The 13172-nt window shown below is 70.8% G+C and carries 13 protein-coding genes; 3 read left to right on the forward strand and 10 right to left on the reverse strand.

Annotated features, from left to right (window positions below; genetic code table 11):
* Positions 1-156 precede the first annotated feature (156 nt).
* Positions 157-1491: a stress response protein gene (locus tag GL325_RS05035; RefSeq protein WP_187768788.1), complete on the reverse strand. Its 1335-nt coding sequence runs from the start codon at positions 1489-1491 to the stop codon at positions 157-159.
* A 143-nt stretch (positions 1492-1634) separates the two neighbouring features.
* Here GL325_RS05035 and GL325_RS05040 point away from each other — a divergent pair, with 143 nt between their 5' ends.
* Entirely contained in the window at positions 1635-1868 is a 234-nt protein-coding gene (locus GL325_RS05040) for a hypothetical protein (protein ID WP_223110963.1), read from the forward strand.
* Between the two features lie 30 nt (positions 1869-1898).
* Here the strand turns inward: GL325_RS05040 and GL325_RS05045 are convergent, their stop codons facing one another.
* Positions 1899-3470 carry an FMN-binding glutamate synthase family protein gene (locus GL325_RS05045; RefSeq protein ID WP_187768789.1) on the reverse strand — a complete coding sequence of 524 codons (1572 nt, stop codon included), beginning with the start codon at positions 3468-3470 and terminating at the stop codon, positions 1899-1901.
* Positions 3471-3574: 104 nt separating this feature from the next.
* On the opposite strand from GL325_RS05045, the gene GL325_RS05050 reads away from it, so the two are divergent.
* Complete coding sequence (locus GL325_RS05050) at positions 3575-3916, forward strand: YciI family protein (protein ID WP_187768790.1); 342 nt, start codon at positions 3575-3577, stop codon at positions 3914-3916.
* Positions 3917-3969: 53 nt separating this feature from the next.
* On the opposite strand, the gene GL325_RS05055 is transcribed toward GL325_RS05050, so the two are convergent.
* The 6 genes from GL325_RS05055 to GL325_RS05080 all read right to left on the reverse strand — a co-directional run bounded on the left by GL325_RS05055 (position 3970) and on the right by GL325_RS05080 (position 8661).
* Entirely contained in the window at positions 3970-4521 is a 552-nt protein-coding gene (locus GL325_RS05055; protein ID WP_255955603.1) for an NTP transferase domain-containing protein, read from the reverse strand.
* The gene (locus GL325_RS05060; protein ID WP_187768791.1) at positions 4514-5341 is read right to left on the reverse strand and encodes an ABC transporter permease; all 828 of its coding nucleotides are present in this window, start codon (positions 5339-5341) and stop codon (positions 4514-4516) included. Before GL325_RS05060 ends, GL325_RS05055 begins: the two co-directional genes overlap by 8 nt.
* Positions 5338-6159: an ABC transporter permease gene (locus GL325_RS05065; RefSeq protein ID WP_187768792.1), complete on the reverse strand. Its 822-nt coding sequence runs from the start codon at positions 6157-6159 to the stop codon at positions 5338-5340. The genes GL325_RS05060 and GL325_RS05065 overlap by 4 nt, the downstream gene beginning before the upstream one ends.
* Positions 6149-6985: an ABC transporter ATP-binding protein gene (locus GL325_RS05070; RefSeq protein ID WP_187768793.1), complete on the reverse strand. Its 837-nt coding sequence runs from the start codon at positions 6983-6985 to the stop codon at positions 6149-6151. The genes GL325_RS05065 and GL325_RS05070 overlap by 11 nt, the downstream gene beginning before the upstream one ends.
* A gap of 7 nt (positions 6986-6992) precedes the next feature.
* Positions 6993-8054 carry an ABC transporter substrate-binding protein gene (locus GL325_RS05075; RefSeq protein WP_187768794.1) on the reverse strand — a complete coding sequence of 354 codons (1062 nt, stop codon included), beginning with the start codon at positions 8052-8054 and terminating at the stop codon, positions 6993-6995.
* Positions 8055-8184: 130 nt separating this feature from the next.
* Positions 8185-8661, reverse strand: coding sequence for a nucleoside deaminase (locus GL325_RS05080; RefSeq protein WP_187768795.1), 477 nt, complete (start codon positions 8659-8661; stop codon positions 8185-8187).
* A 105-nt stretch (positions 8662-8766) separates the two neighbouring features.
* Here GL325_RS05080 and GL325_RS05085 point away from each other — a divergent pair, with 105 nt between their 5' ends.
* The gene (locus GL325_RS05085) at positions 8767-9699 is read left to right on the forward strand and encodes an XdhC family protein (RefSeq protein WP_187768796.1); all 933 of its coding nucleotides are present in this window, start codon (positions 8767-8769) and stop codon (positions 9697-9699) included.
* Here GL325_RS05085 and GL325_RS05090 read toward each other — a convergent pair.
* Positions 9668-12397 carry a molybdopterin-dependent oxidoreductase gene (locus GL325_RS05090; RefSeq protein WP_187768797.1) on the reverse strand — a complete coding sequence of 910 codons (2730 nt, stop codon included), beginning with the start codon at positions 12395-12397 and terminating at the stop codon, positions 9668-9670. The genes GL325_RS05085 and GL325_RS05090 overlap by 32 nt on opposite strands.
* Positions 12394-13170 (reverse strand): FAD binding domain-containing protein, encoded by a 777-nt coding sequence (locus GL325_RS05095; RefSeq protein ID WP_187768798.1) that lies wholly within the window; start codon positions 13168-13170, stop codon positions 12394-12396. The genes GL325_RS05090 and GL325_RS05095 overlap by 4 nt, the downstream gene beginning before the upstream one ends.
* Positions 13171-13172 lie beyond the last annotated feature (2 nt).

Here is a 13172-nt window from a genome sequence, read left to right on the forward strand (position 1 = left end):
CCCGGGAGCCCAGACAGGACGTGTGGAACTCACGGGCAGCCGCGGGGTCGTTCGTGGTGAGCACCGGCATGGCGCGACGAATCCTCATGCTCCACGGTGCTCCGCGGCCACTCACGCCCGCCAGAGCCTCGTGCTTTCCGCCATTCCCATCGGAAATCAGGGAGCACTGGACGCAGGGCCATCCTGAGAGGAGAGCGATACGGACCGCAGACCGTCATCCGCAGCGGGGACTTCTGGGCGCATCTTCGGGGCCGTCGGGGTCCACGCCTTCAGGTTCTGCATGACCTCCCCGTAGAACTGATCGACGGACTTCACCACGGAATCGATGAAGCTGCCTTGGCCACTGCCACGCTTGGCGCCGGCTTTCGAGTCCATGGCGACGCGGAACGAACGAAGTTCCTTCGAGGGATCCGGGGCGAGCAACTTCGGATCCTCCCGTGCCACCGACAGGAGTTCCGCGTTTCCGGTTCGGGATCGTACGGCGAAGGACTCCACCCGTGCACTGTCGGGCGCATCTCGCAGCTGGCGGAGCAACCAGTTCACGCGTGTGGTCTGTCGTCCTTCCTTGGGCGCATCGAGCTCGACGTGGCTGGTGATGAGATTGGCGCGTAGGTCGGCCGTCACCACGAGGTGCCCCACAGCATTCGGGATCCGGAGTGAACCTGTCAGGGTGCCGTTGGCTGCGAGGTCATTCATACGGTCCGCCAAGTACGCGGTGGGATTGGTCGTGCTCTTGCGGTCCACTACCTGCGACACATCGATACCGAGCCGACGGCCCAAGCGGAGCGCGAGATACTGCAACAGCGCATCGAACCGGGCGATCACCTCGGGAGCCACCTTGTCATTGGCGCGCAGTGTCCCTGCGGCCACCGCATCCCTGATGGAGACCCAATTGGGACCCATGTCGTCGAATTCCAATGCGCCGGACCGATCGTGTTCCAGATACCGGATCAGCTCACCGAGAATCCACGCTTGATCAGGGTCGGAGATGCCGCGGTGCTCTTTCTGGACAATCGCGGTGGACAAGACGTAGGACCACGACCAGTGGAAGATCTGCACCTTGCGAAGCTTGCGCTTGTCGACGGGTGTCGGATGCACGCCCGGCAACGACGGAACCTCGTTACTGATCGTGATGAGCGCATCGAAACCCTCACCCCGGGCGACGTCGAGGTAGTTGTCGAGTTGCTCGGTCTGTAGTTCGTTCTTCCCCGTCTTGACCTCCACCAGGGCGGTCCAGGTCTTGCTCCCCCGGGTCACGCGGATGAGTCCGTCGGGAATGACCTTCTTCCCCGACAGGTCGAAAGGGACCTCGATGTAGGTCGCAGGCACACGGGCCGGGGCGCCCAGTGGGCTGAGTAGAGCCTTGGAGAACTCGGGAACCGCGCCCATCACTGCCAGCAGTGCCGACGTCGCTCGCTTCTCCTGCTCCTGAGCGCCATTGATGCCGCTCGTCGGGATCAGGCGAGCCTCATGCCAGGCTTCTTCACTCAAGTAACTTCCCCCCGATCGGTCACAGGCTTGGGCCAATCAACCCTAATCACCGGACGAGGCACCCGCGAGCGCTTTTGCAAGGTCGGTCCGTGTCATCCCTGAGTCGTGGGCCGGCAGTCGCGGCGAGGTCCGGCGTGAGACGGATGAACCAGGTACCCGCCCGTGACCGGATGATCGTCCATGAAGACGATCAGGCCCGACGCCGGCACCTGGACCGCACCCAGGTCATCCCCTCGGTGGGCAGCTCCTGGCGGACGATCTGCTCCCACCTCGAGCAGGGCCGCAGCGACGAGACCGCCGTCGAATTGCCGGACTACCTGGGGCGCGCCCGCAACCAGCTCATCGACGCCTACCGCTCGCTCGACGCGGCGTCCTGAGCCCGGCGTGGCGACGCCGTCCGCCGGCGCTCATGACGCCTGGTCCTCCCCCACCGACACCATGACGTCGAGCAGCTCGGCCTGCACTCCCTGGCCCAACTCACCCCAGCCGGGCTCGTAGCCGTAGAGCTCACGCAGGGACACCTTCGAGCGCTGGCCGTCCAGGATGTCGATGTCGTCGGCCGTGATGAGGCCCGGGTGGACGACGCCGACGGCCTCGGCGACCTTGAGCAGGTCGCGGCGCAGCGCCAGGACGTAGCCGGCCAGCCGGTGCTTCTTGAGCGTGGGGTCGAGCCCGCGGGTGTAGCGCGGGTTCTGGGTGGCCACTCCGACCGGGCAGTGGTCGGTGTGGCACTTCTGCGCCTGGATGCAGCCGATCGACAACATGGCCTCGCGGCCCACGTTGACCAGGTCGGCACCCAGGGCGAAAGCCACCAGCGCGTTCTCGGGGAGGCCCAGCTTCCCGGCCCCGATGAACGTCAGGTCGTCGGTCAGCCCGGCGGCCGCGAACCGCTTGTAGACCTCGGTGAAGGCGATCCGGAACGGGTACGCCACCGAGTCGGCGAAGATCATCGGCGCGGCCCCCGTGCCGCCCTCGCCGCCGTCGATGGTGAGGAAGTCGACACCGCGGGTGCGCGGGACCATCTGCTCGACCAGGTCGTCCCAGAAGCCCAGGTTGCCCACGGCCGACTTGATCCCCACCGGCAGCCCGGTCGCGTCGGCGATCGTCTCCACGAAGTCGAGCATCGAGTCCACGTCGTCGAACGCGGTGTGCCGGCTCGGCGAGACACAGTCGACCCCCTCGGGAATGCCGCGGATCCGGGCGATCGTCGCGTCGACCTTCGCCCCCGGCAGCATCCCGCCCAGTCCGGGCTTGGCGCCCTGGGAGAGCTTGATCTCGATGGCCCGCACCGGTGCCGACTGCACCAGGTCGACCAGCCGCCCCAGGTCGAAGCGGCCCTGCTCGTCGCGGCAGCCGAAGTACGCCGTGCCGATCTGGAAGACGAGGTCGCCGCCGTGGCGGTGCGCCGGCGCGATCGACCCCTCCCCCGTGTTCTGCGTGCAGCCGGCCAGGGCGGAGCCCTCGTTGAGCGCCTGGATCGCCGGGTCCGACAGCGCCCCGAAGCTCATCCCCGAGACGTTCACGACCGAGGCCGGCCGGAAGGCGTGGCGCCGACCACGCGGGCCGCCCAGCACCTTGGCGGACGGCAGGGGGACGCCCTCGCTGCCGTGCCGCGACGTGCTCGCGCCCGGACCGGCGAACGTGCGGTGCTTGATGATCGGGTAGCCCGAGCTGTGCTCCACGTCGTTGTCGGTGCCGAACCCGAAGTAGTTGTTCTCGCCCTTGCAGCTGGCGTAGATCCAGCGGCGTTGGTCCCGCGAGAACGGCCGCTCCTCGTCGTTGCTGGTCACGATGTACTGGCGCAGCTCGGGACCGACCGTCTCGACCCAGTAGCGGAAGTGACCGATCACCGGGAAGTTCCGCAGCAGCGCGTGCTTGCGCTGGGTCAGGTCGTGCACCGCCACTCCGCCCAGCGCCGCTGCTGCCAGTCCCGTGACCGCGGCGCCGGCCCCTCGGCGCCTGCGTGTGCCTTCGTCCATCCCTCAGGTCTAACACTGCGAGGACGGCTGGGCGACCGCTCGCGGGTCCACACTGGAGGTAGCGGCCCGAACCGGCCGGCGGGGGACGATCGGAAGGACTGAGCATGTCCAAGTTCCTGATCTCGTTCGCCGAGGGCGCGATGGACATCCCGGAGGAGGAGATCCCCGCGGTGGTCGCGGCGGCCCATGCCGCGGTCGAGCAGGCCCGGGCGGCCGACGCCTGGGTCCTGGGCGGCGGGCTGATGCACCACGAGCTCTCGACCGTCGTCTACCCGGACGGCACGGTCGCCGACGGCCCCGACCCCCAACGCCACAGCCACCTCGCGGGCCTCGGCGTGGTCGACGTCGAGTCGCTCGAGGACGCCCTGGAGTGGGCGGCCACGTTCGCGGCCGCGTGCCGCTGCGTCCTCGAGGTGCGCGAGTTCATCCCCGAGCCCGAGAGCTGACGTCCCCAGATGTGCTCCGCATTCCACCTTTCGCGGGAGATGAAAGGTGAGATTCAGAGCAAATCTCGGGGGCGGTGGTCGACGTCGTCACCGCCGCCGAGTGCGCTGCAGTCCACCGACACCGCGCCCAGCGCGGCCAGCACCTCGCCCGGCCGCCGGTCGTCGGTGAACACCGGCCAGTGCTGCCGGCCGATCACCACGGGATGGCCGGGCCGTCCGCCGTAGGTGGCGCGGGCGACCGTCGTGTCGCCCGCGCCCGCCAGCAGGCGCACCACGGACCGAGGTGTCAGATCCGGGAGGTCCACGAGGGTCACGACCGCGACCTCGGCACCGCACGCGGCGAGCCCGGCACGCAGGGACGCCGCCGGACCGGCGGCCCAGTCCCGTGCCAGCACCACCTCGGCGTGCGCTGGGACCAGGTGCAGTGCCGTCTCGGCCATCGCCCCGAGGACGACGACCACGCCGTCGCAGCCGCCCTCCACCAGGGTGTCGACCGCCCGCGCGCACCACGGCCTCCCGTCGGACGCTCGGGCGAGCGCCTTGGGCATGCCGTACCGGCGCCCCTCCCCCGCGGCCAGCACGATGCCGACCGACCGGTCAGGCACGGCCCGCGTCCTTGCCGTACCGCGCCAGCACGAACGTCTCCAGCACCTGCGCAAGCGTGTAGAGCAGCAGCGACACGAGCGTCACGACGATGACCAGCGCCCAGACCTCGTTGTTCTTGGACTGCCCGGCGGCTGACACCACGGCGTACCCGATGCCCTTCCCGGTGGCGAGCCACTCGGCGATCAGAGCGCCGGTGATGGCGCCCGGCACCGAGATCCGGATCGCCGCGAAGAGCGAGGGCAGTGCCGACGGGAACGAGACCTTGAACAGGACGTCGCGCTCACTCCCGCCGTAGACCTGCACGACGTCGTGCATCTGCTTGCTCGACGAGCGCAGCCCGAACACGATGCCGACGAGCGCCGGGAACAGCACGACGATGCCACTCATCACCGCCACCGTCGAGATCCCCCGGCCGAAGATCAGCCGGATCACGGGCGCGAGGGCGATCAGCGGCACGGCACGCAGGATCATCGCGACGGGCATCACCGTGGACTCGACGCCGCGCGACAGCACGATGGCGCCCGCCAGCACGAGCGCCGCGAGCATGCCCGCGGTGAACCCGATCGCCGCGTCGCGCAGCGTCACCATCAGCTGACCCATCACCTCGGAGCGGTGCTGGGCGGCGTCGTCGCCGGTGATCAGGTACTCGGCGACGTCCCCGGGGCCCTTCGCCACGAAGGGGTTGTCGACCAGCCCCACGACCAGGATCCACAGCAGGTAGACCATGACGACGACCAGCAGGGCGTTGCCGAGGGCGCGGGCCACCCCGCGGCCGATCGTCAGCGCGACGCTCTCGCGGACCGGAGCCGCCGCGCTCATGCCGTCCCTCCCCGGAGCCACGAGGAACCCGGGATCGACGTCCCCGCCGACCACGAGGCGAAGATCCGGCCGACCAGGCCCAGGGTCGCGTAGGCCAGACCCGCAACCAGCGCGCAGACGAACATGATCCCCCAGGCGCGCTCGACGTCGAGGCTCTGCTGGGCGTTGACCAACGCCGGCCCGACGCCGCGGTCGAGGCCGCCGATGTACTCGCCCAGGATCGCGCCGAGGAACGCCGCCGGCGCCGCGACCTGCAGCGCCGAGATGATCGCCGGCACCGCCGACATGAGCTGCACCTTGGTCATCTGCTTCCAGCGCCCGCCGCCGTACACGCTGACGACGTCGAGGCTCGTCGGGTCGGTGGAGCGGAAGCCGAGCACGGCTCCGACGACGGTCGTGAAGAACACCGAGACGCCCGCGAGCACGACGGCGGTCGGCGACGGATCCGTGGGCGCCTCGGGCGGCCCGAGGACGATGTAGAGGATCGGGACCACGGCCACGATCGGTACGCAGTAGCTGATCACGGCGATCTGGGTGACGACCTTCTCGAAGACCGGCACGAGCAGCACCACGGCCGCCAGCGCCAGGGCGATCAGGTTGCCCCAGAAGAAGCCGATGGCCGCCTCGGTCACCGTGCCGGTGAAGTTGCTCCGGTAGAACTCGAAGCCGTCGTCGGCGAACCCGGTGATCACGCCCCACGGCGTCGGGATCGCCTTGTCCGCGAACACCGTCGCGGCGGCCACGGCCCACACCAGCACGATCGCCCCGAGACCGATCGAGCCGGTGAGGACGGTCCTCGTCCGGGACTCACTGGCCATCGGCAGCCACTCCGTGCACGCCGAACAACAGCTCCGAGGCCCGGTCGTGCAGGGCGTGGAACTCGGGGGTTCGCATCATCTCGGGCACCCGCGGGCGGGGCAGGTCGACGTCGATGACCTCGACGACCCGGCCGGGGCGTGCGCTCATCACCGCGACCTGGTCGGACAGGAAGATCGCCTCGGAGATGCCGTGCGTGACCATGAGCGTCGTCGCGGGCTTCTCGGTCCAGATCCGCAGCAGCTCGACGTTGAGCCGTTGCCGCGTCATGTCGTCGAGCGCACCGAACGGCTCGTCCAGCAGCAGCACCGAGGGCTTGACCACGAGCGCCCGGGCGATCGAGACGCGCTGGCGCATGCCGCCCGAGAGCTGCGCCGGCTTGGCCTTCTCGAACCCCTCGAGCCCGACCAGCTGGATCAGCTCGGCCACGAGCGCGTCGTCGGGCGTGCGCCCGGAGACCTCGAAGGGCAACCGGATGTTCGACAGCACGCTGCGCCACGGCAACAGCGCCGAGTCCTGGAACGCGATGCCCAGCTCGTGGTTGCGACGCAACTCCAACGGCGACTTCCCGTCGACGAGCGCCGTGCCGCTGGTCGGCTTCTCCAGACCCGCCAGGATGCGCAGGATCGTCGACTTGCCGCAGCCCGACGGACCCAGCAGCGACAGGAAGCTGCCCCGGTCGGTGAAGAGGGTGGCGTCGTCCAGCGCGGTGACGCTCTTGCGCCCCATCGTGAACGTCTTGGTCAGGTTCTGCAGGCGGACGCCGGTGCCGAGGGAGCCATCGGCTCCCACGGCACCGGACGCGGCCAGCACTTCGGGCGTGCGCATGGATCCGTCAGCCCTTGAGGTCGGGCTTCTCCTCGTAGAGCTCGTCCAGCAGCGACAGGTCGAAGACCTCGTCGGCCTCGACGTCGATGCCGGCACCGGCCAGCGACTTCAGGTTCTCGGCCAGCAACTCGTCGCTGATCGTGAAGATGCCGTTCGTCGCGGTCTCGTCGGTGTTGATCAGGTCCTCGCACTGCACGGTGTTCTGCTCGATCTCCTTGGGCAGCTCGAGCTTGAGGTCCTTGCCGTACTCGTCGACGGCGAGCTTCGCGCCGGCCTCGAGGTCCGCGCACGCGTCCTTCCAGCCCTTGATCTCGGCCTCGAGGAACGCCTTGACCATCTCGGGCTCCTCCTCGATGGTCTGGTCGGTCGCGATGATCGACTCGGCGACGAACGGCAGCCCGTTGTCGGCGAAGGGCAGGTTCGTGACCTCGATGCCCTGCGACGCCACCAGGATCGACTCGTTGGTCAGGTACGCGACGAACCCGTCGACCTCCTTGTTGACCAACGGGGCCGGGTCGTACTCGACGGGGACGATCGTGACCTCGTCCTCCTTGATGCCGTTGGCCGAGAGCAGCGCCTTGAACAAGATCTCGTTGCCGCCGGCCTGCACGCCGATCTTCTTGCCCTTGAGGTCCGCCGGCGTCGCGATGTTGCCCGTGTCCTTGCGCGACAGGATCGTGAAGGGGTTCTTCTGGTAGGTCGTGCCGATGATCTTCAGCGGCGCGTCCTCCTGCGTGATCACCTGGGCGGCGGTCACGGCGTTCGTCAGGCCGAAGTCGGCCTTGCCCGACGCCACCAGGTTCTCGGTCGCGCCCGGGCCGGCGTTGAGCTTCACGCTGGAGAAGCCGGCGTCGGCGAAGTAGCCCTTGGAGTCGGCCATGAACTCACCCGCGAACTCGGCGTTCTTGACCCACGACAGCTGCACGGTCAGCGCGCCGAAGTCGGCCTCTCCACCCGAACCCGAACCCGAGTCCTCGGAGTCGGAGCCGCACGCGGCCAGAGTGAGTGCTGCGGCCGACAGCGCGACGGCCCACCGCGCGCCATGACCTCGACGGAACGACATCTTCATGGTGTGAACTCCCTAGTCCGAGCGACCTGTTCGACCGCTGCGACGAAACCCCCGTGACAGGCCGTGACGCTATGAGCGGTTCGTTTCACGTCTCGACGCAGCCGATTACGTGGGCGTTAATCCTCGGCGGTCAGTAGGGGACGCGGTCGGCCTTGGACAGCCACGTGGTGAACGGTCGCTCGGCGTCGGCCGGACGGGCCTCCACCACCGCCGTCGGCCACGTCGACCGATCCCGGGCGAACAGGTCGTAGAACTCGCGATCGTCGAAGCCGCCGCGCGCCGCGTCGTCACGGTCGGCGGCGTAGACGACCCGGTCGACCCGGGCCCACAGCGAGGTCGCCAGGCACATCGGACACGGCTCGCACGACGTGTACAAGGTCAGTCCTGCCAGCGAGAAATCGCCGATCTCGCGGCACGCGGCACGGATCGCGACCACCTCGGCGTGGGCGCTGGGGTCGAGGTTCGGGGTGACCCGGTTCCGGCCCGTCGCGATCAGCTCGTCCCCGCGGACGACCAGGGCGGCGAAGGGCCCGCCGCCGGCGTCGACGTTCTCGACGGCGAGGTCGATCGCCGTCCCCAACCACCGGATGTCGTGCTGTCGCGTCATGGAGCTCCTTCGGGACGGGGCGGACGGTCATCGTCGCAAGCGGGTGTTTCCTGTCCGTTTCGTCGCCGTCCCCCGCATGAAACACGCGTCTCTTAGTGTCGCCCCATGCTGCAGATCGCCACCACCCTTCGAGCCTGGTCGGCCGAGGGCCGCCGGGTCGCGGTGGCCACCCTGGTCGCCGTGGACGGCAGCGCCCCGCGGGGCGTCGGCGCCGCCCTGGCCGTCGACGACACCGGGCGCGTCGCCGGCAGCATCTCGGGCGGGTGCGTCGAGGCCGACCTGGTGGCGGAGTGCGAGCAGGTCCTCGCGGGCGGACCGGCCCGGCGGCGCCGCTACGGCGTGGGCGACTGGCTGGAGCCGGGCCTGATGTGCGGGGGCACCGTCGAGGTCCTCATCAGCGACGTCGCCGCGCTCGACGACGCGGCCTGGCACCAGGTCGAGCGCGCCGCCGCCGGGTTGGACGCGACCCTGTCGCTGGACGCCCTCGGCCAGGGCTGCGCCGACGACCCGGTGGTGACGCTCTCCGTGCGCCGGCCACGCCACCTCGTCGTCGTCGGCGCGGTCGAGTTCGGTGTGGCACTGGGCGCCCTGGCCGCACGCGCCGGCTTCGCCGTGACCGTCCTGGACCACCGCGCCACGTTCGCGACGAAGGAGCGCTTCCCCGACGCGACCGCGGTCGTCGTCGGCCCTCCCGCCGCGTGGATCGCCGAGCGGGGCTGGGCGCCCGACGACGCGATCTGCGTCCTGGGGCACGACCTCGGGCACGACACCCCCGCGATCCTCGCCGCGCTGCGTGCCGGCGCGGGGTACGTCGGCGCGATGGGCTCGCGCGCCACGCACGAGCGCCGGGTCGAGGCGCTCCGCGAACTGGGGGCCACGACCGCCGAGATCGCGCGGCTGCGCTCGCCGATCGGGCTCGACCTCGGCGGCTCGACGCCCGAGCACACGGCCGTGGCCATCCTCGCCGAGGTCCTCGCCGTCCGGCACGGGGCGACCGGTCTCCCGCTCAGTCGGACCGGCGGTCCCCTGCACCGCTGACCTGCTGCGCCAGTCGCCACACCCGGTCCCGGGTCATCGGCAGCTCCCTTGGCCGCACACCGATCGCCTCGGTGATCGCGTTCGCCAGCGCGGGGGCCACGGGGTTGTAGGGCGCCTCGCTCATCGACTTCGCCCCTCGCGGGCCGAGTGCGTCGACGGTCTCGGCCAGGAGCACCTCGGTGTGCGGGACGTCGGCCATCTGCGGGACGCGGTAGTTGCGGAAGGTCCGGGTGACCACGATCCCGTCGTCCACCACGATCTCCTCCTGCAGCGCCGAGCCGATCCCCTGCGCCACGCCGCCCTCGATCTGGCCGCGCAGCTGCTCGGGGTTGATGACCGCACCCGCGTCGGCGGCGTGCACCGACTGCAGGATCCGGACCTCGCCCGTGGCCGGGTCGACGGCGACCCGGAAGCCGTGCACGTTGAACGCGACCGACCGCGGCGTGCCGTCGTGGCTGCCGTCGGCCGTGATTCCTTCGGGCGCGATCCGCGCGAACGGCACGAGCGTCCCGTCGGGCAGCAGGACTCCGTCGCGACGGATCGCGCAGTGGCCGCTGTCGACGCCCGCGGCCCGTGCCGCGAGGGTCAGGAGCTCCGCGTGCAGGCGCTCGGCCGCGGTCTGCACGGCGCGACCCGCAACCACCGAGCCCGTGGATCCGAACGCGCCCGTGTCGTAGCCGGAGGACGCGGTGTCGCTCTGCAGCACCCGGACGCGGTCGGGCGTCGTGCCCAGCTCGGTCGCGACGAGCTGGACGTGCACCGTCGTGGTGCCGTTGCCGAACTCGGCCGTGCCCACCGCCACCGTGTAGACACCGGCCGGGTCGACCGAGACGGTGACGTGCGAGAAGTGCCCGCGCGGCGGGATCGTCGCGATCATCGCCATGGCGACGCCGCGGCCGGTGGGCCATCCCGCGGGCGCCGGGAGGCCTCGTCCGGACGCCAACGCCTCGTCCACGAGGTCGATGCACTGGTCCAGGCCGTACGAGCCCCCGTACTGCAGGTCGCCCTGCTCGGCCGACGTCACGACGAAGGGATCGCCGGGCACGACGGCGTTGCGGCGACGGAGCTCGAGCGGGTCGATCCCCAGCTCGCGCGCCAACTCATCCATCGCCGACTCGAGTCCGAACATCACCTGACCCAGCCCGTAACCGCGGAACGCCCCTGAGGGCAGCTGGTTCGTGTAGACCGCCTCGGCGTCCACCCGCTTGTTCGGGCAGCGGTACTGCGCCACCGACTCGTGACAGCCGTGGAACATCACGCCGATCGCGTGGTTGCCGTACGCACCGGTGTCGGTCAGGACGTCGAGCTTCATCGCGACCAGGTGGCCGTCGGCGTCCGCACCCAGCGTGACCTCGACCCGCATCGGGTGTCGGCACGGCACGATCGTGAACTGGTCCTCGCGGCTGAGCTCGTACTGGACCGGGCGCCCGGTGCGCAGCACCGCCAGCGCGATCAGGTCCTCGACGAGCAGCTCCTGCTTGCCGCCGAAGCCGCCCCCGACGCGGGCGGCGATGACCCGCACCCGCTCGGCCGGCAGGTCGAACAACCGGGCCAGCTCGGCCCGCACCAGGAACGGCACCTGCGTGCTGGTGCGCACCACGAGCGTGCCGTCGTCGTCCAGCCAACCCAGGCCGCCGTGGGTCTCCAACTGGGCGTGCGAGACCCGTCCGGTCCGCCACGTGCCCGACACCGTCGCGTGCGCCGAGGCCAGTGCCGTCTCGACGTCCCCGTGCTCGTCGTGCAGCTGGGCGACGACGTTGCGGGCCGGGTCGGCGACGCGGGACTCGGCCGGGTCCTTGTCGCCGTGCAGCACCGGGGCGCCGGGACGTCGCGCCTCCTCGGGGTCGAAGACGGCCGGCAGGAGCTCGTACTCGACCTCGACCAGCGCCAGTGCGGCCTGCGCCAGCGCGACGCTCTCGGCCACCGCGACCGCGACCCGCTGCCCGTGGAAGCGCAGCACCGGGTCGAGGATCCGCGTGTCGTCCGGGTCGTCGAGCCGGTTCTCGTGACGACCGGTGGAGTACAGGACGCCCGGGACGTCGTGGTGCGTCAGTACGAGGTGCACGCCGTCGAGCGCGGCCGCGCGGCGCACGTCGATGCTCACGATGCGGGCGTGGGCGTGCGGGCTGCCCAGCACCGCCACGTGCAACAGGCCCGCGGGGGCCGGGAGGTCGAGCGTGTACGGCTCCTGCCCGCTGACGATCCGCCCCGCCGCGGGCGACCGCGTCGACGTGCCGAAGGCCTGCCCGTCCTTCGGGGTCTGCACGTTGACGGTCCCCGCGAGGGCATCGTGGATCGCGCGGTATCCCGTGCAGCGGCACAGATTGCCCTTCATCGCCCGGCACCGGGGCTCGCGGTCCTCCAGACCCTCGTCGAGGGCCGCGGCCGTGACGACCATGCCGGCGGTGCAGAACCCGCACTGGAACCCGGCCGCGTCGACGAACCGGCGCTGGACGTCGTGCAGCGCATCCGACGCACCGAGGCCCGCGACCGTGGTGACCTCGTGACCCACGGCTCGCACGGCCGGCGTCACGCACGAGTGCACGGCCTTCCCGTCCAACAGCACCGTGCAGGCGCCGCAGTCCCCGGCGTCGCAGCCCTTCTTGACCTCGGTCCCCCCGTGCTCGCGCAGGAACGTGCGCAGACACTGGCCCGGGCGGGGCGACGTGTCGACGGGGGTCCCGTTGATGCGGGTCATGACAGCTCCTCGAGGATCTCGTGCACGCACCGGCGGGTCTGGGCCCGGCGCCAGTCCGGGGCACCGTGGGGGTCGTCGTACCACCGGCCGACCAGGCCCAGGACCTCGTCGACGGAACCGCGATCGACGTCGAGGACCCACGGTCGCCGGGTCGCGCCGGTGATCGTCACGAGGACGCGGTTGCCCACGGGCCGGCCGATGACGACACCGCCGGACCGGCCCATGTCGGTGAGCGCGAAGCGCCGGAAGGCGGCCGGACGGGCGAGCACCTCGCGGTCGATCTCGAAGGACCGCACCACCTCGCCGGGGGCCAGGGAGGTCCGCCGCACCCCGCGCACCAGGTCGGCCACCGGTTCGCGGCGCTCCCCCGCCGTCCCGAGCACGACCGCCGTGGCACCCAGTCCCGCCAGCAGCGACGTCATCGCACCGGCCGGCAGCGCGAGGCAGACATTTCCGCCCACCGTCGCCGCGCCCCAGATCTTGGTCGACATCACGAGCGACTCGGCGCACGGGCGCGCGACCGTCCACGCCGGCAGGTCGGACGTCTCCGCGCGCTCGACGAGCTCGGCGACGGTGCAGGTGGCCGCGATCGACACCCCGGTGGGTTGCTCCTCCCACGCCGGCCAGCCCAGCACCGTCAGGTCGACCAGGCCGCGCACACCGGGCTGCGGCTCGGAGAACAGCCAGGTACCGCCGGCCACCCACGTCTCGCCCGGAGCCAGGCGCAGGTCGGTCCCGGCCGCCCGGAACGTCTCGACGGTGTGCAGGTCCATCA

It is taken from the genome of Aeromicrobium sp. 636 (assembly GCF_024433585.1).
GTDB classification, from domain to species: domain Bacteria; phylum Actinomycetota; class Actinomycetes; order Propionibacteriales; family Nocardioidaceae; genus Aeromicrobium; species Aeromicrobium senzhongii.